Here is a 26,147-nt window from a genome sequence, read left to right as displayed (position 1 = left end):
CGGAAGGATCGAAACTTCGATTCCCTTTTCCGGTTTATTTTTTATGGCTAAAAACGAAGGGGACCTATCCGGCTTTGTACGGGTGCGCGGTGCCCGCGAACATAACTTGAAGAATATAAACCTGGATATTCCACGGGATGCACTGGTCGTATTTACGGGGATCTCCGGCTCCGGTAAATCCTCTTTAGCTTTCGGTACGCTCTACGCAGAAGCGCAGCGACGCTACTTGGAATCGGTATCGCCTTACGCCCGCCGGTTGTTCAATCAAATGGCTATTCCGGAAGTGGATGAGATCGAAGGCCTGCCGCCTGCGGTTGCCTTGCAGCAGCAACGGGGAACTGCAAGTACACGATCCTCGGTAGGTAGCGTTACGACCCTGTCTAATTTATTGCGCATGCTGTATTCCCGCGCGGGCGATTACCCGGCGGGACAAGCTATTATTTATGCAGAATCCTTTTCACCTAATACGCCTGAAGGTGCCTGTACGGAATGCCATGGTCTGGGCCGGGTTTACGAGATCACCGAAAAAACGATGGTACCGGACGACGCGCTGACCATCCGGGAAAAGGCGATCGCCGCCTGGCCCTCGGCTTGGCAGGGCCAGAACCAGCGGGATATCCTGACCACCATGGGCTATGATCTTGACCTACCCTGGAAAGACCTGCCCAAAAAAGACCGGGACTGGATTCTGTTTACCGAAGAGCAGCCTGTCGTGCCGGTTTATTCCGGTCACACCCACGAAGAAATTCAGCGCTTTATCAAAAGCAAGCGCCAGCCTGACTATATGGGCACCTTTACCGGCGCGCGCAGGTATGTCAGGCATACGTTCGCCAACACGCAAAGCGCACTCATGAAGAAAAGAGTAGCGCAATACATGATCAGCAGTGAATGCCCGTTATGCCATGGCAAGCGCCTGCGGCAGGAATCCTTGTCCGTCAAATTCGCGGGTTATGATATTGCTGAACTGTCCCGCCTTGCACTAAACAAACTGGCTACGATATTTGCGCCCTATGCCAGCGGTGAAGCCAAAGCTCTGGAACAACTGGAAGAAAAACACCCCGAGAAGGTTGTGGTCGTCAAACGCATCGCCGAAGACTTCCTGGCCCGCGTGCAGGTGATGCTGGACCTTGGCTTAGGTTACCTGACTATAGAAAGGAGTACGCCAACATTATCACCGGGGGAATTGCAGCGGCTGCGGTTAGCCACGCAAGTGCGCTCGAATCTTTTTGGTGTGGTCTATGTGCTGGATGAACCATCGGCAGGCCTGCATCCGGCGGATACCGAGGCCCTGCTACGGGCATTGGACAAACTCAAGGCATCCGGTAATTCCTTATTTGTGGTGGAGCATGAGATCGATGTGATCCGGCATGCCGACTGGATCGTGGATGTCGGCCCGGCAGCGGGTGAAAAAGGCGGTCATATTTTATACAGTGGCTTACCTGAAGGTCTGCGCAGCATAAAGGAATCGCTTACCGGGCATTATCTTTATGACGATACTCCGAGAACCATCAGCGACCCCAGGAAAGCTAAAGATTGGTTAAAACTCGAAGGCGTCACCAGGAACAACTTACAAAACCTCGATGTCGCTTTTCCTTTAGGCGTGTTAACGAGCGTGACGGGTGTATCCGGCTCTGGAAAAAGTAGTCTGGTCAGCCAGGTCCTTGTGGAACTCGTGGCTGAGCATTTGGGCCTGCAGATAGATATTACCGGCGAAACCGATGCGGACCCGCTGGAACAAGTCGAAATACAATCACTTTACGGGCAGATCACCGGGGGTATACAAAACATCAAAAGATTGGTTGTCGTTGATCAGAAACCGATCGGGCGTACACCGCGCTCTAACCTGGCCACCTATACTGGCCTGTTCGATCATGTCCGAAAGTTATTCGCCGCTACCCCCATGGCCAAAGCGCGCAAGTTCGATGCCGGCCGCTTTTCATTCAATGTCGTCAAAGGGCGCTGTCCGCATTGTGAAGGTGAAGGCATGGTCATGGTCGAACTGCTATTCCTGCCGAGTGTCTATACGCCTTGCCCTACCTGCGGCGGAACCCGCTATAATCCCAAAACACTGGAGGTGCTTTATAAAGACAAAAATATTGCGGAGGTGCTGGACCTGACCGTAGATGAAGCCGCAAACTTCTTTGTTGAAGTACCGGCGATCAGCCGCGCGCTGGAGGTGGTCCGTGAAGTCGGATTGGGCTACTTGCGATTGGGGCAGCCTGCAACTGAACTTTCAGGTGGTGAAGCGCAGCGGATCAAGCTGGCAACCGAACTGCAACGCGCTCAACATGGTCAAACGCTGTATGTGCTGGACGAACCGACTACGGGACTGCATCCTTCAGATGTCGAGCGTTTCTTACTCCAGATGACCCGCCTGGTCGATGCCGGTAATACGGTGATCTTGGTAGAACATGATATGAAAGTGATAGCGGCCAGCGACTGGGTGATCGATATTGGGCCGGGGGCGGGTGAATCAGGCGGCCGGATCGTTGCTGAAGGCGAACCGGCAGCGATCGTCAAAAATAAAGAGAGCCGTACCGCTCCTTACCTCGTCAAATACCTATGAAAGCGGACACCTCATCTTATTTCAATTTTGATAGCGGCAAATATGCCTTAAAACCGGACATCGCATATAGCACGCCGCGACCTATCCAAATGGCCCGGAAATCATTCATGTACAAATGCCAGAGTAATTTATGATAGGGCATCACCAGCGCTCAGGCCAATGAAGCCCTATTTTTTGACGATCCGCCTAATGAAGTGTCGCAAACTATGTCACTTTAAATTCAAACAGATAGATAGATTTCGATCACGCCATAATATGGAATAATAGAATAAGGCTCTTGTGAAGGATTAACCCTTGCAAAAGTAATCCGTGATCCATCCTGTTTATAATTTTCCTTCCAGGGAATATTTGCATCGTAAGAATACATTACCGGCTTGCCATTCTGGACGTATTGGGTCTGTCCACTTGGATAAAACTTGATCCTGTTGATATCAGGGAACCATAGTGGATGTTCAGGCAAGGCCCAGTCACTTACAATACTGTAAGATTTTTTCGGATAAAGTCTCATGTTGACCATAGAGATGATTGGCGTTGATCCGCCGGTGATCGTTAATTTGTCGGCGGAAATCATGTATACTTGCGGTGAGTTGAGTGGTTCTTCGCCAGGGAATTTGAACAGTACGGTCACTTCAGTTTGACCCTGGGCATTCTCTTCGACTTTGGTTATCTTACCCGGGATCTCGCCACGAACCCATTGGTTAAGGGTAAAATGGGACCAGGCGCTCACATCATCACCTGCCCCGAACCGCAGGGAAAGCGGGCGCGGAAATAATGATTACCAACCTGCGCAGTGCCGGTATATTCTGAATTTGAAAAACTGTACTTGCCGCCCGAATTCTGATCAGCATCATTTTCATCTTTGTCTTTTTTACAGCCCGCGCCAAGCAAGAGCAGGTTCAGAACCAAAAGGGTAAGCGGTAAATGAATTGCTTTTTTCATGGTAGCGTATTTTAGCGTTTAAACTTTTGTCACTTCACATCAATGATGGTTGCCTGCCGGGCAATGATCCGCCATCCGTCTTTTCCTTTAAGCCACACATTGGTATACCTGCGGGTCACTTTTTTCCCGGCATGGTCTGTAGCTTTTTCGGGCTGATTTTCTTCGTAACCCATGGTTACAGCCACGTTATCAGTGATAGTCACCTTTTCAATCACACGGCTGAAACTTGCGTATGCAATTTTGCCTTCCTTCATCAAAGCGCGGATCTGGCTAACGTTCACAATAGTGTTAGCAGGATTGTTGACTACAAAATTGGGCGACCATAATTTTTGGAGCATTGCGGTATCGCCTGTTATGGTCGCTTGCGCTTCCAGCTGATCCAGCCTGCGGATCTCGTTTTCGGCAGTGCTTTGCGCCATAGACAACTTAGTTGCGAACAGCAGGAAAATGATTATGATGCTTGTTTTCATGAGATCGTTAGGGTTTAGATTATTTACTATTTACCGGGAACAGGTTCTCGTCTACCTGCGTACCTTGTCCGGCCACGCGGCACCAGTTGCCCGCAGTTTTATGATATACTTCGAGTCGTCTAACCTTGATATTGACGTCGCGACCATCAACCACAAGGCTTACCTTGATCAGGAGATTGACTACGGCCGTCGTTCCGTCGTAAATACGGATGAACTCATTTCCGGGAACCGGCCTTACCAATTTGAATACCAGTTTTTCCTTTCTCTGCGCTTCGATCCATTGCTGCCGCGTAAAGGAAATGTCGCCTTTAGGACCGACTGCGATCATATCCGCGCAATCTAATGTTGTTCCGGGACCTTGGCTCCGCAAGAGTTGCCGGATCTCCTGGCGCTCTTTCGGATAGCTGGTGGTATCCACCTGTGCGTATACACTAAAGCTTCCGAGGATTAAAAAAGTGATGATGAATAATGCTTTCATAGTGTTTATTTTCAGCAAAACTATGTGGGAGAGTTATCCGAATTTTGAAAAGTAGCCTAACGGATGGTTACTGAAAACATATAGTATTTTTTCAGCTGTCAAAGCATTTTGTCGACGACGAAATGATCTGGTAGGCAGAGCAGTAACATTGGTCGAATAAGCAGCCGTTTTTTGAGCTGCTTTAAATACCGTTCTGTATCTTAGCCTTACATCCTAAAATTAATGCAGCAATTGCCTTTTATATATTCTAATAATTCAACCTGGCGGCTATTACGGCATCTGGTTTTTTGGCTGCTATGGTTTCTTTTTCAGCTTTTGTTATATTCTTTTTCTCCATCGCCGGCATTGCAGCGGCAACCGTTTTGGCACCGCCTCATCATTACATCACCGGAGACGTTAATGTACATGGTCCCTAGCCTCTTTTTGGCTTACACGCTCATGTATTTGGTTATACCCAAATTGGTTTTGCCCGGTAAGTATGCGTTCGCGACCATAAGCGCGATGATACTCGTTCTTTTGACCGCTGGCTTATCAGCGCTATTATCGCTGACGGTGATCGATTACATACGTCATCTGAATGCGGACAAAATATCGCCGCTGGTTGCCCGCGAACCTCACCCGGCATTTTATGTGCAGTTTGGTGTGGCTATGCTGGCAGGTTTGCGTGGAAGTATTACAGTAGGTGGCGTGGCCGCAGCTATTAAACTGATGAAGTGTTTTTATGAAGAGCAGCAAGCGGCGCTGATTTTGGAAAAGGAAAAAGCAAATGCCGAACTCCAGATGTTAAAAGCACAGCTTCACCCGCACTTTTTGTTCAACACGCTCAATAACATTTATTCGTTTACACAGGATGTTTCCGAGAAAGCATCCGGGATGATTATGGGACTTTCGCAACTACTACGTTATATCCTGTACGATTGCAATAAGCCGCTGGTGCCATTGGACAAGGAATTAAAGATGATCAGTGATTACCTGGCTTTAGAAAAAATACGATATGATGAAGGCCTGGACATATCCGTGCAGTTACCCAAGACCACCAACCATCTGATCGCTCCCTTAATGCTGCTGCCGTTCATGGAAAATGCCTTTAAGCATGGTGCCAGCCAAATGACGGAAAGGCCCTGGATCAGCTTAAGTGTAACGATCAATAATAATGATTTAGCCATGAAACTCATCAATGGAAAGCCGGTGGGTGCTAATCTCGCTGCTCCCGGAATTGGGATAGCCAACGTGAGAAAACGACTGAAACTGCTTTATCCCGGCAGACACGTATTATTGATCAATGACGAAGAGGAGATGTATATCGTTAACCTGACCCTTACGCTAACAGGCGCGCATACCGGGCAAATTAAATTAGTACACCATGGCTTCGCTGAAGAAATACAATTGCCTGATCGTTGACGACGAGCCGCCGGCAAGGGAAGTGCTGCGCCGCTATGTTGGTCAGATGCCCATGCTTAACCTTGTGGGCGAATGTTCCAATGCGCTTCAGGCGCTCACGCTATTAAAACAGCAGCCGATCGACCTGATGTTCCTTGATATCCAAATGCCGCAGATCACCGGAATGGAGTTGATCGGGACATTGACGCAATCGCCCAGGATCATATTGACCACTGCTTTCGAACAATACGCAGTTCAAGCCTTTGAACTTGACGTTACTGATTATCTGGTTAAACCTATCCACTTCGAAAGGTTCGTTAAAGCTGTAAACAAAGCATTGCCGGAAGAGGATGTTCGGCATAATAGCCAGGCTGTGATCAGCATACCTGAACGCACGGATCACGCTTTCCTGTATTTTCGTTCGGATCGTAAAATGGTGAAAGTCCTGCTTGATGACATTTTATACATTGAGAGCTTAAAGGATTACGTTAAAATTTACACTACTAAAGGACAGGTCATCACCAAATATGCAATCGCTGCGCTTGAGGCGATGCTGCCAGGCGCTGCATTTGTACGGGTGCACCGGTCTTATCTTGTTGCGCTGAATAAGATGGATTCTTATACGCACGAAGAGATCAACATAGGGAAAGGCGTCATTCCTATCGGAAAACTCTATCGCCAACAAGTTTTAAAAGCGTTAACAGAAACAAACGATGGGAAATAGCCATAGCGGCCAAATGGTTTGATGCCAACCAAGCGCATATTCCATTCATCAATCGAATTATTTATTATCTGCTTTGGTGTAGTTTTGGAGAACTGAACACGCTTATCAAGAACTTTCAATCAAAACAACTGCGGGTAAAGCAACCATTTAAAATTTAATTTACCTGTTTCCAGAAAGTTGGGTAAACGCGTTATTCTGATTCAGTTTCTATTAGACAACACCTCGAACATATCATGTGACAGATCGAACGACTTTGTGCTTTTTTGCAGTGGTGGCGGAACAGTTGAGTTAATTTAATGCAAACTCTAAAGCATTTATTTGGCAAGCTAAATCAAAATGTGATTGAATACGATTTAATCTATGACGTACTTTGCAAAGTATAAAGCCGTATCAGTTTATATCAATGCTCAAAGTGGTACTTTCAATTAAGTCTTAAATCTAAATTCCCGCGGCGTGTATCCCGTCTTGTTCTTAAAAAGTTTGGTGAAGTGTGAAGGGTGCTCAAAGCCTAATTCGTAAGCGATCTCACTAATCGATTGCTGTGAACTCCAAAGCAAATGTTTTGCCCTTTCTACCAATTGTAAATGGATATGTTCCAACGTTGACTTCCCGGTATATCGTTTAAGCAGGTCCGCAAGGTAATTAGGAGATAAATTTAGTTCTGACGCAAAATACCTGACATCTGGCAAACGTTGCTCTTTTGAAACGCTTTCTGAGAAACAATTTAGCAACAAGCGTTCAAACTCCTGTACCAAATCACTGTTGGTATTTTTTCTCGTCAAAAATTGCCGGTCATAGAACCGGCTGCAGTAGTTCAATACCAACTGCAGATTGTCAACAATCAAGTCATTCGTGTGCCTGTCAATATTGTTGTCATACTCCCGCTTGATCTTGTTCAGGCAGTCCACCAATATCATCTTTTCGTCTTCAGACAGGTGCAAAGCCTCATTTGTACCATAATGAAAAAAGGAATACTGATAAATTCTTTTGCCAAGTTCTGTTCCGGCCAGCAGATCAGGATGAAAAAACAATCCCCAGCCTTCTAAGACTTTGGTATCGGGACTGGACGAGATTACCTGGTTAGGGGATGTAAACATCAGTGTCCCTGCTTCAAAATCATAATGCGATCTGCCATATTTTAGTACACCGTCAAATTTCTTGCACATAATGGTATAAAACCCCGTTTGAAAAAAGATGTCTTCATTCGACCTGTCCCGATCTACTTCGGTCAGGTCAATTACCGTAATCAGCGGATGTTTGGGTTTGCCGCAATTATACAAGCGATGTACGTCACTAATCGTTTTAATTTCCTTGTAATCTTGCTTCATATGAAAACACTTACCTAAACGTAACGATATTCTTCCCCCAAGCCATATATATGCGCCGGGGGAAGATAATCTTAATTAATGAAATAGTCCCTTATGGTTTGGACCAGTTCTTCTTCACTATGCTTCTGCTTGGCATCAATGTACAACTGCGCATCGTCACCTACAACATAACGGAGCTTACTGCTTTTGTCAGTAGCTGCGGTAAAAATAACATTAGCTACATCTGTTGCACTCGCTTTGGAAAGGTGCTCGGTCGGCTTCGCATATCTGGAGAAAAATTGCGCCTGCAACGGCTTGTAATCAGCAATTTCATTGGCAATGACGTCCAGGCCTTCTCTAAAGTTAGTATGTACACCGCCCGGTTCGATAATTTTAACACCGATATTCAATTTAAACAATTCATGTGAAAGCGCTTCAGACCAACCTTCAACCGCAAATTTGGAACTGGCGTACAAGCTGGTAAACGGTAGTCCCGTAACCCCGCCGAAAGTGGACAGATTAACGATTACACCTTCCCCACTCTTCCTGAAGTAAGGTAACACTTCCTGCGTAACCGCCATCATGCCCAATACGTTCACCTCAAATTGTTTCCTGATTTGTTCCGGGGTAGCTGATTCAAAAACGCCCATAAGACCGTAACCCGCATTGTTCACCAGGGCAGAAATGTTTCCAAACTTTTGGATCCCTGCATTTACCGCTTCCGCGATAGTCTCGGGTTTCTGTACGTCAAGCGCCGTAACCAGCACATTTTGCAGCAAATTCAATTCCTGTTCTTTTTCTGGTGATCGCATAGTAGCAATAACGTTCCAGCCTTTTTGTTGAAAAAGTTTAGCTGTTTCCCTGCCAAATCCGGATGATGTTCCGGTTATTAAAACGGTCTGTTTCATGATTTTCAGTTTTGTAAGGCAAAGATGGGAAGCGTAAGTGACCTACATTTATACATTTCACGGTATCACTTGTTGATTTCTCTGTTAATTGATTATACCCAGATATTGATGCGATCAGTAATTGCAGATACCTCAAATGTCCATAAATGCTATCATGATTGGTGGATGACTTTTGGCAGATTATAATGTATAATCAACATTGATTTGGAAACATTCAATCATCTTCGGTAAAGAGGTCATTAATGACCTTAAAGAAATACTGAAACCGGTGAACAATGGCAAAGTGGGCTGTAAGAGTCAACAAATAACCTGGAGCTAGAAGCGCTGTTCAATTTGTGCAGGCGAGCGGTCGGCTATTCTCAAGTATGATCAATGCATTTCGCTTTACCGATTATGCCGGCTACTTGTCTTATTGAAAGAACAACGGGAGGGTATACACGCTGCGCTAACGGAAACAGAAAGCAGATAACTTAACAAAGTAAATGATCGAAGGGATGCATGTGACACAGCTATATGCTACTTGACATCAGCTCTAAAATCAACTTTGTTACAAGAGGTGATAATCTGCAGCATGGAGCCGAAGCATATCTTTCAGTAGTTGCGCTGCTTTTTTTCGGTAAGCATGCAAGGGCCAGGTGATCGTGGCATCTCTGCGCATACCATCGCCCGTGATCTTTATCGCTTTAAGTTCCGGATACTGATAGACGGATGAACCCATCAGGATGGTACACCATTTACCGGTGCTCACCAGTTGCAGCAACATATTGATATCGTTTACCTCCATCTGCGCTTCCATTTTAAGTTTATGTTTTGCTAGTATCTGATCAAAATAGTTGCGGATACTGTAGCCGCTGGAAGGCAGGATCATGGGCAATGATATCAGTTTCCCTAAATTCAACTGCTTGTTTTTTGCACAGGGGTGTTCCTGATGAGCGATCAACGCCAGGCACGAGGAAAAGAGTTTTTCAGAAATATGAGCTGTATTTTGCTGTACGGGCAGGAAGGATAACATCAGGTCCATCTTCCCTTGCTCCAACTTCATCAGTAGTTCATTTGTGGTGCCAAATATCACTTGTAAGCGGATGCCCGGGTAGCCGTCGTTAAAGTCAGCGATGGCTTTGGTAAGCACATGTATCAAACCATAAGTAACGCCAATAATTAAGGAGCCTGTCTCCAGGTTCATCAGGTCTTTCAGTATATTCTTGCCGTCCTCCGCATATTTCGCCGCCTTCTGCGCATAAGGCAGAAACAAAGCACCGGCTTCTGTCAACCGCACTCGCCTACCTAAACGGTCAAATAATAATACACTCAGCTCATCTTCCAGTTGCTTGATCTGCTGGGACAAAGTACTCTGCGTGATAAACAACTGGTTGGCAGCCTCCGTAAAATTATTGAGTTCAGCTGCTCTGATAAAGTATTTAAGTTGACGTAATTCCATTTTTTTACAGAAGTTTCACAAGATAATCAAAATCGTTTTTATCGATTTAGAACATCGAAAAAAAGAGTTTAGACGATTAATAAAATGCTCCGACATTTGAATTGTAAACAAAAAACAATGATTATGGAAATCCAACAAACGCTAGAAAATGCATTATCTCACTCTGTAGTAAAAGCGATCATCAATGCACCTATCGAAAAAGTAAATATAGCCGACTGGTTGCTCAATCTGCCTGATGCTGAATATCAAAAATGCTCTGTCAATCATATTGCCGCAGGTGCTACCACTACATACGATGGACAGCCGATGTCTATTAATGTAGAGATGATCGGGGATGCTTTAGTGATTCAGCATTATGTAGCCACCGAGCATAGGTCTGATTACTGCCGTATGCTTTCCTTATCCGACGTGATCGGTAAGAATGGCCGCAGCAAAGTTCAGGTCCTTTGGGAACTGAAAGCTAAAGCCATTGATGAAAATACCTGCGAGTACACCAATGAAATTCACGCTACAGCCACACCTGAATTCCTCGAATTCATCAAAGGTAATGGTGTTACACTGGCGCAGGCGGCTGCCGCACGCCAGGCCGCTTCAGACGTGCATAATCACGAGGAGACCCCCTTGTTCGCCAAAAGTATTGAGCATAAAGCGTTGACCGGCACTTACAGTATATGAGTATGAAAGCTTCCATCAACAACAGGCTGGTCCGGCTGATCAGCCTGCCTGCTGGGGTACCAAAAGTGACTGATTTTTCATTAGAACAGGAGGTTTTACCGCCGATCAAAGACGGACATTTGCTTTTGAAATTACTTTATATATCAGTTGATCCCTATTTGCGGGCTAAAATGGCCGGCGGACACCAACCGCCGCTGTATGCAGGTGATGTGATGTACTCCCGTTCAGTGGCCAAAGTAGCAGCATCCAGGCATCCTGGATTTAAAGAGGGCGAGCACGTGATCGGGTTCCTGGAATGGAAAGATCATGTAACATCGGACGGTACAAATCTTACTAAAATTGATGAACGTGGTGCCCCGTTAAGTGCTTACCTGGGCGTTTTGGGCTCAACCGGCTTGTCTGCATATTTTGCACTGAGAGATATCGGCAAGCCCAAAGCGGATGAAACCATCGTGGTATCGGGAGCCGCCGGAGCAGTGGGAAGTATTGCCGGGCAGATCGGCAAGCTGATGGGTTGCCGGGTTATCGGCATTACCGGTTCGGATGAAAAGGCGTCCTTTATCAAGGATGAACTTGGATTCGAAGAGGCCATTAACTATCGTGCGGTTACTGATATGAGCAAGGTTATACAATGCGCATGCCCTGAAGGAGTGGACATTTATTTTGACAATGTGGGTGGTCATATTTCTGACGGCGTTTTCACAAACCTGAATGATCATGCTCGGGTGGTGGTTTGTGGTTCCATATCCAGCTATAACGCAATGGAAATCGATCTGGGACCGCGGTTGTTGCCCATTGTCGTCTACAAAAAGCTCTTAGTTCAGGGCTTTCTGATCGCGGATTATAAACATGAATTTCCTGCAGGCATTACTCAACTGCAAAAATGGTTAGCAGAAGGAAAACTACGTTATGCAGAAACGATGTTGAATGGTCTCCACCGTTTGCCGGAGGCATTTGTCGGGCTTTTCGAGGGAAAGAACGAAGGTAAAATGATTGTCAAGCTTTAATGAGTATTTAACTAACGAGGTCGTGTCTTTGAAAGCCTATGTCCAAAGCTGGATATACTATAACCAAACGCTCAAGCCCGGTGTAACGATGGGTGAAAACTGGTCGGATGCCTGGTTCAGTTAAACGATGAGCTTTGGGCGTTGAACTTTACCGCTTAGTTCAGATGCAATTTTTTAAATTCAAGCGGCTTCATACCCGTTTGTTTTTTGAACAGCCGGGTAAAGTAGGAACTATTTTCAAAACCAAGCTGGTACGCAATCTCGGCCACACCCTGCCGCCCTTCCCGCAGGAGGTTTTTTGCCTCACCGATTAAGGATATATGGATCAGGTCCATTGCTGTTTTGCCGGTTTCCTGTTTCAACAGATCACTCAGGTATCGCGGGGAGACAAACAGGCTATCTGCAAGCTGGCTAACAGAGGGCAGCCCCTGGCTTTGCAGCAACCCTTTCTGATAGTAATCCTGAAGAGCCTCGTTAAACCGGGTCGCCGTTTTTCCGGACACCTCTGTGCGGTTAATAAACTGTCGCTTGTAATAACGCTGTGCGTACATCAGTACCGATGCTACATGACCCAATATTATGTCGCGACTATACTCGTCCGGATTATTTTCGTATTCTGACTTGATCTTATCGTGCAATTCCCACATCACTGCTTCTTCTCTTGGCGAAAGGTGCAATGCTTCATTGACCTCGTAATCAAAATACCCATATTTTTGCATGGCCTGGTGCAGTTCGTGACCGTTCAGGTAATCTTCATGTACCAGCAGCATAAAACCTTTCTCCTCAAACTCCAGGTTCTTCATCTCGATGATCTGCCGGGGTTTGACAAACATCATGGAACCGTTGGAATGGTCATACTTGGTACGGCCATAAAGTATCACGCCAGATTTTACCTTTTTAAAGCCGATCATATAGCAGTCAGCGGTAAACTCCCGGTCGCCTAGCGGACAGTCGCGCTGGCAGCCTAATACGCTGAATAGCGGGTGTTCAGGTGGTGCCCAGCCGTTGCCTTGATGGAGGTCCGCGAGTGTGCTGTAATGTTTCATATCATAATTCGGTGTAAGGCGTTATTATTACCAAATAACCAAATATTGCTTAGCGCTGCAATATCCGGTTTGTTTTTGATGTTAATGGCCGTGTGCAGCGACGCTCTCCTCTTTCCATTCTTTGATCTCAGCCAATCTTTTAGTATACTCATTTTCAACTACGTGGTAGGCAATTTTACCTAACAACAGTCTTAATGGAGGATTATCACTGTTAGTAATTTTTAGAATAGCTGCTACGGTAGCCTCCGGCTTACCCCAGGTGTCCGGGTTGTCACCGCTTTCGGCAAAGGCAGCACGTACAGGGGCGTAATCAGAAATATCTGCCGTAGTTTGGATAGCGGAATTACCTGCCCATTCTGTTGCAAAGCCGTTAGGTTCAATGATAGTAAATTTAATACCCAGGTGCGCTACTTCGCGGGCAATGGTTTCACTCAAACCTTCCACGGCAAATTTGGATGCGTTATACAAGCCGAGCATCGGCAAGGTGGTTAGGCCCAGAAAGCTGGATACCTGGATAATGTGACCGCTTTTTTGTTTACGCATTCCCGGCAAAACAGCCTGTGTTACCCAAAGCAAACCAAAAAAATTGGTTTCCATTTGTGCCCTGGCCTGTTCTTCGGTCGTTTCCTCAACCGTGCCGAAGAGTCCGTAACCGGCATTATTAATTAAGATATCAATTCTGCCGAAATGCTCAACCACTTCATCAACCGCTTTTACAACAGCTTCGCGGTTGGTAACGTCTAATTGTACTGGTAAAATGTTGTCGCCATAGGTGGCCACCAGGTCGTCTAAGGCTGGTAAATTACGTGCAGTTGCTGCTACTTTATCGCCGCGCTTTAAAAAGGCTTCGGCCCAAAGTTTACCAAATCCTCTTGAGGCACCTGTAATGAAAATTATCTTTGACATGATTTTTTCTTATGCGTGATTATTGATTTCAATGATGTAATATTTTGCGAAAGCCGATTTGAACACGCTCTATGCAATTAACAGGATAGAGCGTGTTTGAGCAGTTGATCAACCGTGAGCCGCTACAGCAACGTCTTCCCAAGCTTTCCAGGTATCCAGTTTCTCCTGGTACACGCGCTTGGTTTTAGTGTAGCCTAACTTGCCTAAAAAGAGGCGTAACGGGGGGTTTTCGGCATCAACCAGTTTTAAGATAGCCGGCACAGTAGCCTCAGGTTTACCATAATCGTCAGGCTGCAGACCTTCGGCAGCACCTAAACCATTTTTGATAGCATCATAAGCAGCAATGGCTTTGCTTTGCACTGCTGATGCACCGCCAAAATCGGTAGTATAACCATTAGGCTCCACTAGTGTCACTTTGATGCCGAATTCGGCTACCTCACTGGCTAAGGCCTCACTCAAGCCTTCCACCGCAAATTTGGTCGCATTATAAATGCCCAGCGTTGGCAGCGTCCATACACCAAGCACACTTGACAACTGGATAATGTGACCATGGTTTTGTTCACGGAATATAGGTAGCGCTGCTTGGGTAACCCACAAGGTACCAAACACATTGGCACCAAAAATGTCCTTGGTTTCCTGTTCGCTGATCTCTTCAATAGCCCCAAACACACCGTAACCTGCGTTGTTGATCACTACGTCCAAACTGCCAAAGTAACGATGTGCTTCGTTTACCGCCGCCATGCTGGCTTCGCGGTCGGTGATGTCTAACGCTATCGGTAAAAAGCGGTCACCGTATTTGTCGGCCAGATCCTGCAGGCCGCTGGTATTGCGTGATGTAGCAGCTACCTTGTCTCCGCGTTCTAAAAAAGCTTCTGCCCAAAGTTTACCAAATCCTCTTGATGCGCCGGTAATGAAAATTGTCTTGCTCATGATTGAAATATTTTTTTGTTGTTTTTGATATTTCAAAGGTGGGTTGATTTCCGCCGGATAAATAACCCGTTTGTCGGGAAGAATAGCACAGATTTACCTGGGGCAGTAATCTATCACGTTCATAAAATATTGCAGTGGTAATTTTACAGCATTATTCTGCCTGATTAGAAAAGTTCGCTCTATCCGCCTGCAGCTCTGTCGGCGCATAACCAAATTGTTTTTTGAAGGCGAATGAGAAGTGGGAAATATTCTCAAATCCTGCTTCCAGATAAACCTCAACCGGCTTGCGGCGTTTTACCAATAGCTCATAATGCGCATGTTTCAGCCGCTTTGAAGTAAGCCACCTTTGGGGCGTGGTGTGAAAGGCTTTCCTGAAATCGCGGTTGAAGGTCGCGATGCTTCGGCCGGTCAGGTAGCTGAACTTTTCCAGCGGCATATTGAACATGAAATTCTCTTCCATAAACGCGGCCAGGTTGATCTTGCCCGGTTCAGAAAAATCAGACAGAAGGGCGTCTGCCTCCGGGGCCAGCGTGCGCAATATACTGATGCCTTCATTTACTTTTAAGGTTGTGATCTCCTCCGGAAGATCTTGATTCAGTTCAAAATAGGGTAATAAGGAAGCGAAATAACTTTCAAGCAAAGGATGCGGATCAAATGTTCTCAGTTTCGTATTTGCTGGCGAACCTGCTTTGATCGCTTTACCAGCATAGTAAGCGGCCAGCCGATCCGGCTTGAACAGGACCACTATCGACCGGTATGGACGTCCTTCTTTAGCCCTTTTGATCACTGAGCATAATTGGTTACGCGGCACCAGCAGAATATCACCTGCCGCAAGCGTGTAGGAACAGTCAGCCTGAATGATTCTCATTTCCCCGGAAATTACCTTCATCAGCACATGGTGATCCGATACGACCTCTGCCTTGTAATACTTTTCATCTACACAGGATACCAGTATTTCTGCATGTGTATTTTGCTTCCTTTCCGTCATTATTCAAATTTATAGCATTGCACCGTTGCTTAGTTAGCTTTTCATAAAATCCGGAATAAGCGTCGTCCCAGAGACATCTGCATATGCCGTTACTTCTTTCCATTTCTCAGCCTCTTTCCAGGTTTTTTCCGTATTCTCCTTAACCAGATGATAGGCATCGCTTCCCACCAGGATATGCGGCGGAAGCTGATCCACTTCACTGACCTTCAAAATAATTTGTGCCACTTTTTCAGGATCGCTGTTCTCATTACCCCAGTAATTCTCCAGGAACTTGATTGTAGCGCCTACTGTGGGTTCGTATTCCGGTAGTAGTTCAACAGGATTGGCAAATGCCTTTTTTCCCCAGCCAGTCCGGATGCCGCCCGGCTCCAAAGCCGTAACTTTCACGCCAAAGGGCGCGGTTTCCTGTGCCAGGCTTTCTGTAAAGCCGCCTACGGCCCACTTGGCGGCATGGTAAGCCGCATTGCCTGGCGTAGCCATCCGGCCGCCTGCAGAAGATATCTGTATGATATGCCCGTTTTTTTGTTTGCGCATATAAGGCAACACTTCCCTGGTCAGTGTTACGACACCGAAAAAGCAGGTTTCCACCAGTTTTCTGAACTCCTCAGCGGGTACTTGCTCAAACGGACGGTTATCGCCATAACCTGCATTATTCACGAGCACATCTATACGGCCGAATTGACTAACTGCAGCTTTTACGACATCGGCTGCTTGTTGCTCATTGTTGACGTCAAGCTCAGCAACCACTAGCCGCTCGCGATTTGCAGCATTCAGGTCGGCTAATTGCGCTATATTTCTTGCAGTCGCAATCACCGTATGTCCAGCAGTTAACGCTGCTTCCGTGATATTGCGGCCCAGGCCGTTACCGCTTCCGGTTAGCAACCATACTTTGCTTCCTGTTTTCATGATGATATGATTTTTAGCAAAGTTAGACAGACCACGCGTGGCAGGTTTTGTTCAGCATATCAATTTTACTTTGTTCAAAATATCATTCATACCAACACGTACTTATTTGAAGGGCACACCGGCAACCAGTGGTTTGAACCTGAAAATGTAAAAGGGTGCTTTCGCTTTATTCACCCCGCCATTAAATGCGGCACCCAACTGTGCCTGTGCGGCAGATACATACATAAATCCGTCAGCCGCATTATAACTCACACCATCCGGCCAGAGCAGTTTACTGTCGGCTGTCAGCTGGTGTACGCTACGGTCCTTAGCCAGGATGACGCTTACGCTGTTCGTTTCCATAGTCGTGAGGTACAAGTTGCCGTCCATGTCAATGCTCAAACCACCGTTATTGGGTTTAGCCGAATACATTTCTACCCGTCTATCCAACTCATTCCCTGTTAACCTTGTATCGAGCAGATCTGTCATCTGCACCCGGTAAACTTTAGAGCCGTTCAGCGAAGCGTAATAGAGCCACTCAAAACTGGCATCTGCTGTAATGCCATCACAGCCCACTAAAAGGTTTTTCCCTTTTATTTTAAGCTGCTTTCCGCCGATGACTAATGGGATATTTTCCGGTCGCGTGGTCCGCGTACCCTCCAGCAGTCGCCTCGTTGATCCGGTTTCCATATCCACGACGATCAGTGCTGCTTTGCTGCCATCGCCTCCCTGACCGATCCCTTCGTCTGCGATCACAAATACGCCGTGTTTAATATCCACAACCATATCATTGGGTTGGGATTCTTTAATCAGCGAGGACGCCGGGAGGTAATATATCTTTTCCAGTTTGTCTGTTCGGGTATTCCAACCTACGATCTTCGGCGTGATGGCGTTGCGCTGCCCCATATCCAGCATCCAGATAATGCCATTGGCATCATTGCGGATGCCGAGCACATTGCTCAGGTAATGATCATCTGTACTGCGTGGGGTATTCCACTCCAGATTGGGGAAGGGTGTACTTTGCTTGTTTTTAGCATCGTATTTCATGACCCTTATCTTCGGATTGAAGAAAGGGTGGTTGCTGTACACCAGTTCTCCCTGCGGAGTAAATGCAATGTTACCGACCGCTTCCCTTACTTCTGCATATATCTCCGGCTGGATGGCTTGTCCGTTCCATGGCTTCTTTTCCTGCTGACTACTGGTTGTGGCATAATAATTATCGCTACCAGCAAGCCAGTCCATACGCGCGGGTGCGAAGAAATCGATATCCAGCGTCCCGTCTTCCAGCGCCGTGAAGCTATGCGGCACATTGGCGGGTATGATGATGCCATCGCCGGCTTTGACGATGATGTCTTTCCCGCCAATAGATACGCTTACACTACCTTTTGTAATGAGCGAATATTGTTCATTGGCATGCTGGTGCACAGGTACCATAGCTCCTTTCTGATAAATAAAATAGCCTATAGTACCCGATTCACCGGAAATCGTGCTCCTTGTCAGCAAGGGATTAAGTTGCTTGGCAGGTAGATCTTTTAAGCTAAAATGCTGTAGTTCCTGCGCACGGGCAGATAAGCAAAGCATTAATATACATGCAAACGTTAATTTCCTCATGGTCCGCTGCTTAAATTTTTAACCTGAAGATCCTGAAGGGACGCTGGATCTTATTGCCATCCTTGTGAAACCAGGGCATGAGCTGGATCTGAGAAGCCGATATATACAAATAGCCATCATCAGAAATGCTGTAACTGTCAGGCCATATCAGCCGGGCCTTGTCAGTCACCAGCGTTTGCATTTTAAGATCGGGCGTGATCTTCACGATACTGCTTTTTTCCAGGTCACCCAGGTAAAGATTGCCCGCTTTGTCGAAGATCATACCATCGGTAGTCACAAAATGGCCAAGGTCTTTTACGCTGTCGGCAATGGTTTGCAAAGGAGTTGAGAAATTGCGAAGTAGCGTTGTGCGCACCCGGTACAACTTATCATCAGTAAGCGGTTTATAGTACAGCCACTGGTGGTCCGGTGTCAACGCAATGCCGTCGGAATTCACCTTCAAGGCGCTTCCATCCCCTTTAACCAGCTCGGTTCCGTCAGGTGAGAAGTGGTAAGCCGCATCAGATTTAACGGACGGGTGATTACCCAGTACAAATCGTGAATCACCTGTCTTGATATTGAGTATTACGATGCCTCCTCCCGATGAACTGGTCATATAGGCGTAGCCATTCTTGTTATCTATACGGATGTCATTCAGGTAAACATCAGCTCCGGCCACATTTCGCGGGAAGTGATAGATGCGCTCGATCTTGTTAGTGGCTAAGTTTATTTTCACCACCTTATTACTTTGCTGGTAGACTGAACTTAAACCGATGCCCGCAGCATCCACTACCCACAGGAAGCCTTTGTCATCTGTAACGACGGACTGTACGCAAACAAATTTATTTTGCCCGTTATCCCCTTTTTTGAAGTTGTTCCAGTTGTTATCCGGATAAGGCACGGGTTTGCCGTTCTTTACCTCAACTACAGAATAACTGTGCTGATCCAGCCAATAGGGATAATTGGTGAACACCCGGCCATTGGCTGACACCGCAACGCCCGTCAATTGATAGGTGCTATCTGCAAACACTTCTTCGAGTGATATGGCTGATGATATATCGGCTTTCTCTGCGTTTTGTGGTAAGTTTTTTTGCCGGTTATTCTCGCACGCCGCCAGGAATAATCCAACAACGGCAATAATCATTAAATTTCTCATGATGTTCAATTGAATAATGTGAGTTTACAGGGTTACGACTACTTTGCCAACGGTGCGGCCGCTTTCAACTTGTAGGTGTGCGGCAGCCATTTGCTCGAAGGGATAAGTAGCCGAAACATGTGCTTTTAAAATACCCTTCTCCAGCATCGCTGCAATTTGCTGCATGTCATCTCCATTGGATTGAACTAAAATGAAATAACCATGCACACCTTTTGCCTTGGCCTTTTCGGTCACGGCTTCATTCAGTCCGGTTGGAATACTGATAATGGTACCACCATTTCTGGTCACCAAAACTGATTTGTCGATAGTATCGCCGCCAACGCCATCCAGTACAAAGTCAAATTCTTCGGGATGATTAGCCCAGTCATAGCTGGTATAATCGATATGCTCATCAGCACCCAGGTTCAGGATAAATTCCTTATTTCTGGCAGATGAGGTACCGGTTACCTGTGCACCCAGGTGTTTCGCCAGTTGAATGGCAAAATGGCCCACGCCACCTGCGGCTGCGTGTACCAGTACTTTTTGCCCAGTTTGTAAATTGGCATGATGCACCATCGCCTGGTAAGCGGTTAAGGCGGCCAGCGTAGAAGCCGCAGCTTCTTCATGTGAGATAGTAGTGGGTTTGATAGCCAGTTGCGAAGCAGGTGCGGCCACGTATTCCGCATAGGCTTTACCATGACCAGGGAAGTTCACCATGCCGAAAACTTCGTCACCTGCTTTAAATTGTTCCGCTTTAGATTCGGTAATGACGCCGGAAATATCCCAGCCTAATATCAATGGGCTTTGGTCTTTGATGCGCCCATAAACACCTTTACCTGCACGGCTCTTCACATCCACAGGGTTGATACTAATGGCTTTAACCTGTACCAGTACTTCACCGATTTGAAGTGATAGTATCGCGATTTCTTGAATTTGCAGTTGGCTAACCTCGCCAGGATTATCGATGATAAATGCTTTCATAATTCTATTTATATTTTTATGAAAGCAAAATTATACTTGACATATTCAATTCCTTTGGTATAAATTTGCCATAAATCAGTACAAGTATGAAACGCGAGGATTTACATGCGCCGTTCTCCATTGAGTATGCTACCTTAGATAAAGGTCCACGGGCCGGACACAAGCACAGCTTTTTCGAGTTGGTATATATTGTGGAAGGTACAGGCATACAATGCATTAACCAAAGTCAGTTTGCTTATGTTCCCGGACATATGTTCCTGATCACGCCGGAAGATTGCCATTCTTTTGAAGTGCAAACGACGACGACTTTTTTCTTTTTGCGTTTTAATGATATTTATATCAGAGAATCGGGAATACTGACCAGTAATGTGCAGAAATTGGAATTTATTCTTCAAAATGCCAACCATAAGCCCGGCTGCATTTTAAAGAATATTGTGGATAAACAGGTGGTCAAACCGCTGGTCGACGCGATCATCCGGGAGTATGAAAACCGCGATATCTATAACCAGGAACTCATTCAACAATATGTCAATACGATGATCGTGCTGGTGGCTCGGAATATAGCCAAGTTTCTGCATTTGGAGCTTTCTGAAAATACGGACCAAAGAGCTGCCAATATCTTGAATTTTATACAGGCGAATATCTACTATCCGGATAAGATTCGCGCAGAATACCTGTGCAAAAAGTTCAATGTATCTATCAATTACTTGGGCAAGTATTTCAAACAGCATACCGGCAGTACCTTGCAAAGGTACATCACGCAATACCGGCAGACCTTGATCGAACACCGCTTAATCCATAGCGATAAAAGGCTGGGTGAGATCGTAGATGAGTTTGGCTTCACGGACGAAAGTCACCTGAACAAGTTTTTCAGGAATAACAAAGGAATTAGTCCGAAAGCTTTCCGAACAAAAAATTCGATGAGATTTTCAGCGCTCCTTGATTGACCTGTTTGACAAATCACAACCCTCATCAGATTAACATATTGTTCGTTGATCAGAAAATGAAACGTTTCTATCAACGAAAAAACGAGAAACAAAACGAATCCATCAGTTAGGCGATAACGAATTATTTACAATGGAGACACCGGCCATTTAAAATCTTTTGCCGGATACTTTTAGGCCCTGAAATACACGCTGGTGCTAGGTGAACAGAATTACACTTACCGCTCGATAGCTAATGGATGCTTAAAACTAGTTTTCATGTGAAAGTTTATTCGATAACTTAATTAGATACAAGTGTCCAAAAGACTGGCGCTCAGGTATGCATGTCCAAAGTTCCCTGTACGACAAGTTTATCGCCTCAGAATAATTCATAATATTCGGCGCTTGCCTGAACCCTTATGCGGGTGCGCATCTAATTTAATTTTCCAACTCATGAAGGCAGTAACCTGTCTGTTGAATTAGACGGGTTTCTTCCCGCTATGGATGCTAAGCGCCTGCAGTCTAAGGTGACCATACGTTCTATAACATAAGCCCAGACGATATAGCGCGTATGCCCCAACAAAAAGAAAATACGGTTAACAAACTTAGGTGTATACTTAATGCATAATCATTTAACATTCTAAAAGTCGGTTTGAATGTCGCACTGGTAAAGGGTAAGGATCTGCCACCGCCTGAAAAATGACACGCCTCATCTTAGGTGCTTTATTATTATGAAACTAATCGGTCGCTATAAATATGCAACAGCTCGGTCGCAAATTTTGATAATGCCAAAGCTTGACCGACGCTTAAGAAGCCAGTGAATCTTATGGCGATTTCAATTGGCTAATCTCCATAGCCTTGTCTTTTTACATTTTCAATAACGGTTAATTAAAATAAAAAATATGTGAGTCAGGGTAAGCTTATCTGAATGTGACCTATCCTTAAATAAGCAACAAATGACCCATATCAAATCTCAATCTTCAAAATGGAGTGTAACTGCCCTTCTCTGGAAAACTGCCATACTCCTATTCATTCAGTCCAGTATTCATGCACAAACAACCACCCACCCGCATACTAATATCGGCCCGGTGTATCCCCTGAGCAGCAATGGCAAAAATGCTCCACGCGATACCAATAGTTTTTCGTTGAATCTGTTAGCCGGCGTTTCGGCAGCAGAACGGGGTGTTACGATTGCCGGGGCATCCAACATCATAAAACAGCATGCTAAAGGCTTGCAGATAGCGGGACTTAGTAATCATGTTGGTAAGGATGCAAACGGTACACTCATAGCCGGCCTTCTCAACAGCTACGCAGGCGGAAACGGCGTTGCTGTTGCAGGTCTGACCAACATCAGTTCGAATGGTAATGGTACCCAGGTCAGCGGCGTTTTAAATAAGGGAGGAAACATCTCCGCATTGCAGGTTTCAGGCCTTGTAAATATAGCCGGAAATGTAAAAGGCCTTCAAGTCGCCGGATTTTTAAATACAGCGAAAAAGGTAAGGGGCCTGCAGCTGGGCTTTATCAATGTAGCAGATAGTGCCTCGACCCAAATCGGAATCATTAACATTTCTAAAAACGGTGAACAGGCACTTGGCCTGACCATTGATGAGAATAGGACGCTCATGCTGACTTACCGCACGGGTGGCAAAACGATCTACGGGATCATTGGTACCGGCTATAATTTCAAGAACAAGCGCGACAAGTATGCCTTTGAGGCCGGTCTTGGAGCTCATGTATTAAAGATCAAAACTTTTGCACTTAACGCAGAACTTGTTGGTGGCGGTATCCAAAGCTTCAAATCGGGTGAATATTTTAAATCGTCATTCAGCCTGATGCCTGCCTTCAGGATCACGCCAGCCATAGAGCTCTTTGGCGGGCCGTCAATCAATTACATGAACACGAATACAGACGATGGCCGGAAGTTAACGAGCAATTATATCTCTAGTTGGTCAAGAAATAACGGACGTGATCTGTACGGATTCTACTTCGGTTATACCGCCGGTGTTAAGGTATCCCTGCTCTAAGCTCAGTGTACAAGAACGGTAACTTATCCAATAAATCTCAGAAGCCTTTAATCAACAAGTACATAACATGAAAACAAACAAAAAAACAGACAACATGAAAATGATCAGATCGTTAACAGCAGCCGCATTTGTGATGCTGCTTGGCATCACTACTGCGAAAGCGCAGTCAGCTTCAGAAGTAAATTTCGGCGTCAAGGCCGGTGTGAATTTCTCTACGCTGAAAACCGGTCTCAATGCGGTAACCGACAAGTCCGGCAAAATCGGCTTTAACGCAGGCGTTTTCGCCAGGGTTGGTAATAACGTATTCTTCCAGCCCGAGCTGAACTACGTGACCTTCAGCGACAAGTACCGCTTCAATGCGAATTCTTACGAAGCAAAATTCAGACAATTGAATGTGCCTTTGTTAGTGGGATACAAAGTTGTGAACACCAGTGATTTCAATTTCAGGGTATCGGCAGGCCCGGACCTGTACTATAACCTAAAAAAGCCGGTTGCCCCGGCAGGATTTGACTATAAAAAATTCTCGGCAGGTGCTGCACTGAATGCAGGTGTGGACATAGGTCCGCTTACACTGGATGCAAGATACAGCCTTGGTTTAAAGAAAGTGAATCCAGAATTAGGACAAAAGGCCAATATTTTCAGCCTTACGGCAGGATTTAAATTTCAATAGCATTAAGTTTGATGGTCAGGACAGGTGCTCGCGTACCTGTCCGCCTTCAGACCAATAAACATTTGGTTACGCTGGTAATGGATTCAATCGAAAGTACTCCCGGTAATTATGATAGCCGATTCGTGTGTGCCTTTGATGAGCAGTAAACTCACCAATACAATAATGATTAAGGCCGGCAGGTTGATCAGCCCGTGAGCACCTGTTGCCGCCTGCTGGAACGGCGAATGCGAAAGTGCATACGGGATGGCGGGCAAGTGCAGTACATTCACTAGTAAGTTGTTCAGGTACTGGCTCCAGGATATGGCTACGGTAGCGGCGCCTACGGCATATTCCAAAATCAGGTCCCAGCCAATTATCCAGGCCACCAGTTCGCCCATAGTGGCATAAGTATAGGTATAGGTATAGGCGCTGCCGGATACCGGTATAGCCGAGGCCAGTTCGGCATAAGAAAAGCCGCTTAATGCGCAGCCCAAAGCTGCCACAAAAAATGCGATGGTTACGGAGGGTCCAGCATCGTCGGCAATGGCGGTTGCCGTGCTTACAAACAGGCCCGAGCCTATAACCGCGCCTATGCCGAGTGCAATGAGTGACCAGGCAGTGAGTGTTCGTTTAAGGCCTTTGCTTTCACCAGTCTCTTCAAGCAAAAGTTTGATTGATTTCTTTTTCCAAACAGAGGGCATATATCAGCGGTTTAGTTTTGATTTAAGTGCGGTAAGTTCTCCCAGGGTACGGGTGATGGTAACTTCGTCTTTCAAGCCAAAGGAACCGGCAATGGCGGCTACCTCGAGATTTAAGGTATTGATCTCGGTGGGCCGATGGTTTCGAATATCTTGTAAGGTAGAAATGAATTGGCCGTCTGAAGCACGGCTGATCGATAGCAAGGTTTCCCTGATCTCATCCTGCTTGAGTGCTATGGCTGACCGTCTAGCGATCACAATACATTCATCAATGATGCGGTTTGCGATTCCCATCGCTGAAGGATCCCGGTAAAAAACACCGTTATCTACTTCTAGTAAAGGGCAAACTGAATTAAAAACGCAGTTGACGATCACCTTCTGCCAAACCAGTTTGTTAATATTATCCTCTTGCCGGAATGGAAACCAGGTCGTATCAAGTTTGTTGACGATCAGTTTGCTAAGAATAGCCTCATCGGTGATGCTTCCGATTGGACTGGCAGTGACCGTCCGGAATCGCAATTCATTTGCACTAGTGAACTGGCTGGTGGCCATCAACACGCAGCGGTATAAATTAGTGAACCCATCGCTTTGGAATGTCTCTCAATGTTCAAGCCATTCTGAAGCAACACTATAGGTGCGTTTATCGCTACCTTTCTTAACTTTTCGGCAATTACTCCATTAGCGAATGACTTACTGGCAACAACGAAAATACTGTTGGATTCGCTTAGGGAACTGAATGTTCTTACGTCCAGATCTGCATAGAGCATTGAACCGTCGGGTAAGTTTAGCCTGATGGCTTCTACCTCGTCAGGCTGGCGATCCAGACTACTTCTTACTAATACCACGTCTTTTCCTTCGTTTGCAAGGCAAACAGCAAGGGCTTTGCCGATGGCACCGGCGCCGATAATATAAATGCGCTCCGCCATATCATTTCTTGCAATACACGATAAGCGATGCTTTTGCGATAGCCGCCTTGTTCAGCAGGAAACCCGTTAAAGCTGCGGTTGCGTTTGGCGGCGCCGGAAGCTTGTCGGTATTCAAGGCATAAACCGTGATGAGGTAGCGATGCGGTATATCGCCGTCAGGGCACGGGCCTTGGTAGCCCTGTCCGCCCGTATCATTCCGGCCATGCAGGCTACTGGCAGGTAAAAGCTTAAGGTCGGTATTGCCGGCACCTTGTGTAAGTTGCGTGGCAGAAGCCGGTATGTTGATAACCACCCAATGCCAAAAGCCACTACCGGTTGGTGCATCAGGGTCGTACATGGTAACCGCAAAGCTTTTGGTTCCGGATGGCGGGTGGGACCAGTGCAGTTCCGGAGACTGATTTTTGCCGTGGCAACCAAAGTTGCCGGCCACAAACGCATGGGTAAATTGCCCGCCCAGGTCTTTACTGGCCAGCGTAAACGTCTGTGCAAAAAGACTGCTGTAAAGATTAATAAAGCAAACAAGGATGAACATCTTTTTCATGCCCAAATATGGGTGCTAACCATATCACCCTGT

Annotated in this window: 27 protein-coding genes; 8 read left to right on the top strand and 19 right to left on the bottom strand. The window is 46.1% G+C overall.

Annotation, left to right across the window (positions count from 1 at the left end; genetic code table 11):
• Positions 1 to 43 precede the first annotated feature (43 nt).
• Positions 44 to 2,566, top strand: coding sequence for an excinuclease ABC subunit UvrA (gene uvrA / locus AC59GT_RS17115; RefSeq protein WP_497238754.1), 2,523 nt, complete (start codon positions 44 to 46; stop codon positions 2,564 to 2,566).
• 220 nt (positions 2,567 to 2,786) lie between these two features.
• Here the strand turns inward: uvrA and AC59GT_RS17110 are convergent, their stop codons facing one another.
• Genes AC59GT_RS17110 through AC59GT_RS17095 form a run of 4 tightly spaced genes read right to left on the bottom strand, consistent with a single transcriptional unit; the run spans position 2,787 to position 4,303 of the window.
• Positions 2,787 to 3,293: a hypothetical protein gene (locus tag AC59GT_RS17110; RefSeq protein ID WP_497238753.1), complete on the bottom strand. Its 507-nt coding sequence runs from the start codon at positions 3,291 to 3,293 to the stop codon at positions 2,787 to 2,789.
• Positions 3,290 to 3,505, bottom strand: a complete 216-nt coding sequence (locus AC59GT_RS17105) for a hypothetical protein (protein WP_497238752.1) — start codon at positions 3,503 to 3,505, stop codon at positions 3,290 to 3,292. Before AC59GT_RS17105 ends, AC59GT_RS17110 begins: the two co-directional genes overlap by 4 nt.
• Positions 3,506 to 3,534: 29 nt before the next feature.
• Positions 3,535 to 3,975 (bottom strand): nuclear transport factor 2 family protein, encoded by a 441-nt coding sequence (locus AC59GT_RS17100; protein ID WP_497238751.1) that lies wholly within the window; start codon positions 3,973 to 3,975, stop codon positions 3,535 to 3,537.
• A gap of 19 nt (positions 3,976 to 3,994) precedes the next feature.
• Entirely contained in the window at positions 3,995 to 4,303 is a 309-nt protein-coding gene (locus tag AC59GT_RS17095; protein WP_497238750.1) for a DUF4440 domain-containing protein, read from the bottom strand.
• A gap of 549 nt (positions 4,304 to 4,852) precedes the next feature.
• Between AC59GT_RS17095 and AC59GT_RS17090 the strand changes: the two genes are divergently transcribed.
• Both AC59GT_RS17090 and AC59GT_RS17085 read left to right on the top strand, forming a co-directional pair.
• Positions 4,853 to 5,854: a sensor histidine kinase gene (locus AC59GT_RS17090; protein WP_497238749.1), complete on the top strand. Its 1,002-nt coding sequence runs from the start codon at positions 4,853 to 4,855 to the stop codon at positions 5,852 to 5,854.
• Positions 5,817 to 6,557: a LytR/AlgR family response regulator transcription factor gene (locus AC59GT_RS17085; protein WP_497238748.1), complete on the top strand. Its 741-nt coding sequence runs from the start codon at positions 5,817 to 5,819 to the stop codon at positions 6,555 to 6,557. Before AC59GT_RS17090 ends, AC59GT_RS17085 begins: the two co-directional genes overlap by 38 nt.
• A 425-nt stretch (positions 6,558 to 6,982) precedes the next feature.
• Here the strand turns inward: AC59GT_RS17085 and AC59GT_RS17080 are convergent, their stop codons facing one another.
• The 3 genes from AC59GT_RS17080 to AC59GT_RS17070 all read right to left on the bottom strand — a co-directional run bounded on the left by AC59GT_RS17080 (position 6,983) and on the right by AC59GT_RS17070 (position 10,210).
• Positions 6,983 to 7,885 (bottom strand): helix-turn-helix domain-containing protein, encoded by a 903-nt coding sequence (locus AC59GT_RS17080; protein WP_497238747.1) that lies wholly within the window; start codon positions 7,883 to 7,885, stop codon positions 6,983 to 6,985.
• Between the two features lie 71 nt (positions 7,886 to 7,956).
• Entirely contained in the window at positions 7,957 to 8,772 is an 816-nt protein-coding gene (locus tag AC59GT_RS17075) for an SDR family oxidoreductase (protein ID WP_497238746.1), read from the bottom strand.
• A gap of 547 nt (positions 8,773 to 9,319) precedes the next feature.
• Positions 9,320 to 10,210, bottom strand: coding sequence for a LysR family transcriptional regulator (locus AC59GT_RS17070; RefSeq protein ID WP_497238745.1), 891 nt, complete (start codon positions 10,208 to 10,210; stop codon positions 9,320 to 9,322).
• A gap of 123 nt (positions 10,211 to 10,333) precedes the next feature.
• On the opposite strand from AC59GT_RS17070, the gene AC59GT_RS17065 reads away from it, so the two are divergent.
• Both AC59GT_RS17065 and AC59GT_RS17060 read left to right on the top strand, forming a co-directional pair.
• Positions 10,334 to 10,885, top strand: a complete 552-nt coding sequence (locus AC59GT_RS17065; protein ID WP_497238744.1) for a hypothetical protein — start codon at positions 10,334 to 10,336, stop codon at positions 10,883 to 10,885.
• Between the two features lie 2 nt (positions 10,886 to 10,887).
• Complete coding sequence (locus AC59GT_RS17060) at positions 10,888 to 11,892, top strand: NADP-dependent oxidoreductase (RefSeq protein WP_497238743.1); 1,005 nt, start codon at positions 10,888 to 10,890, stop codon at positions 11,890 to 11,892.
• Between the two features lie 155 nt (positions 11,893 to 12,047).
• Here the strand turns inward: AC59GT_RS17060 and AC59GT_RS17055 are convergent, their stop codons facing one another.
• The 8 genes from AC59GT_RS17055 to AC59GT_RS17020 all read right to left on the bottom strand — a co-directional run bounded on the left by AC59GT_RS17055 (position 12,048) and on the right by AC59GT_RS17020 (position 20,353).
• Positions 12,048 to 12,938, bottom strand: a complete 891-nt coding sequence (locus AC59GT_RS17055) for a helix-turn-helix domain-containing protein (RefSeq protein WP_497238742.1) — start codon at positions 12,936 to 12,938, stop codon at positions 12,048 to 12,050.
• Positions 12,939 to 13,019: 81 nt separating this feature from the next.
• A complete protein-coding gene (locus tag AC59GT_RS17050) occupies positions 13,020 to 13,844 on the bottom strand; it encodes an oxidoreductase (protein WP_497238741.1) in 825 nt (274 codons plus the stop codon).
• Positions 13,845 to 13,952: 108 nt separating this feature from the next.
• Positions 13,953 to 14,774: an SDR family NAD(P)-dependent oxidoreductase gene (locus AC59GT_RS17045; protein WP_497238740.1), complete on the bottom strand. Its 822-nt coding sequence runs from the start codon at positions 14,772 to 14,774 to the stop codon at positions 13,953 to 13,955.
• Between the two features lie 151 nt (positions 14,775 to 14,925).
• Entirely contained in the window at positions 14,926 to 15,762 is an 837-nt protein-coding gene (locus tag AC59GT_RS17040) for a helix-turn-helix domain-containing protein (RefSeq protein ID WP_497238739.1), read from the bottom strand.
• A 33-nt stretch (positions 15,763 to 15,795) separates the two neighbouring features.
• A complete protein-coding gene (locus AC59GT_RS17035) occupies positions 15,796 to 16,668 on the bottom strand; it encodes an SDR family NAD(P)-dependent oxidoreductase (RefSeq protein WP_497238738.1) in 873 nt (290 codons plus the stop codon).
• 102 nt (positions 16,669 to 16,770) lie between these two features.
• A complete protein-coding gene (locus AC59GT_RS17030; RefSeq protein WP_497238737.1) occupies positions 16,771 to 18,258 on the bottom strand; it encodes an L-dopachrome tautomerase-related protein in 1,488 nt (495 codons plus the stop codon).
• Positions 18,259 to 18,268: 10 nt separating this feature from the next.
• Entirely contained in the window at positions 18,269 to 19,393 is a 1,125-nt protein-coding gene (locus AC59GT_RS17025) for an L-dopachrome tautomerase-related protein (protein WP_497238736.1), read from the bottom strand.
• A 24-nt stretch (positions 19,394 to 19,417) separates the two neighbouring features.
• On the bottom strand, positions 19,418 to 20,353 hold the full coding sequence (locus AC59GT_RS17020; RefSeq protein WP_497238735.1) for an NADP-dependent oxidoreductase: 936 nt from the start codon (positions 20,351 to 20,353) through the stop codon (positions 19,418 to 19,420).
• 86 nt (positions 20,354 to 20,439) lie between these two features.
• On the opposite strand from AC59GT_RS17020, the gene AC59GT_RS17015 reads away from it, so the two are divergent.
• The 3 genes from AC59GT_RS17015 (at position 20,440) to AC59GT_RS17005 (ending at position 23,970) form a co-directional block, all read left to right on the top strand.
• Positions 20,440 to 21,300, top strand: a complete 861-nt coding sequence (locus tag AC59GT_RS17015) for a helix-turn-helix domain-containing protein (protein ID WP_497238734.1) — start codon at positions 20,440 to 20,442, stop codon at positions 21,298 to 21,300.
• 932 nt (positions 21,301 to 22,232) lie between these two features.
• Positions 22,233 to 23,300, top strand: a complete 1,068-nt coding sequence (locus AC59GT_RS17010) for a hypothetical protein (protein WP_497238733.1) — start codon at positions 22,233 to 22,235, stop codon at positions 23,298 to 23,300.
• A gap of 67 nt (positions 23,301 to 23,367) precedes the next feature.
• The gene (locus tag AC59GT_RS17005; RefSeq protein WP_497238732.1) at positions 23,368 to 23,970 is read left to right on the top strand and encodes a porin family protein; all 603 of its coding nucleotides are present in this window, start codon (positions 23,368 to 23,370) and stop codon (positions 23,968 to 23,970) included.
• Between the two features lie 83 nt (positions 23,971 to 24,053).
• Here AC59GT_RS17005 and AC59GT_RS17000 read toward each other — a convergent pair whose 3' ends face one another.
• The 4 genes from AC59GT_RS17000 to AC59GT_RS16985 are packed head-to-tail and all read right to left on the bottom strand — an operon-like array spanning position 24,054 to position 26,114.
• Positions 24,054 to 24,650: an amino acid permease gene (locus tag AC59GT_RS17000; protein WP_497238731.1), complete on the bottom strand. Its 597-nt coding sequence runs from the start codon at positions 24,648 to 24,650 to the stop codon at positions 24,054 to 24,056.
• A 3-nt stretch (positions 24,651 to 24,653) separates the two neighbouring features.
• Entirely contained in the window at positions 24,654 to 25,199 is a 546-nt protein-coding gene (locus AC59GT_RS16995) for a ketopantoate reductase family protein (RefSeq protein WP_497238730.1), read from the bottom strand.
• Positions 25,199 to 25,573 carry a ketopantoate reductase family protein gene (locus AC59GT_RS16990; RefSeq protein WP_497238729.1) on the bottom strand — a complete coding sequence of 125 codons (375 nt, stop codon included), beginning with the start codon at positions 25,571 to 25,573 and terminating at the stop codon, positions 25,199 to 25,201. The genes AC59GT_RS16995 and AC59GT_RS16990 overlap by 1 nt, the downstream gene beginning before the upstream one ends.
• Before the next feature lies 1 nt (position 25,574).
• Positions 25,575 to 26,114: a YbhB/YbcL family Raf kinase inhibitor-like protein gene (locus AC59GT_RS16985; protein ID WP_497238728.1), complete on the bottom strand. Its 540-nt coding sequence runs from the start codon at positions 26,112 to 26,114 to the stop codon at positions 25,575 to 25,577.
• Between the last annotated feature and the right edge of the window lie 33 nt (positions 26,115 to 26,147).

It is taken from the genome of Mucilaginibacter sp. 320_HR (assembly GCF_059691875.1).
This window is presented reverse-complemented; position numbering and strand designations above follow the sequence as displayed.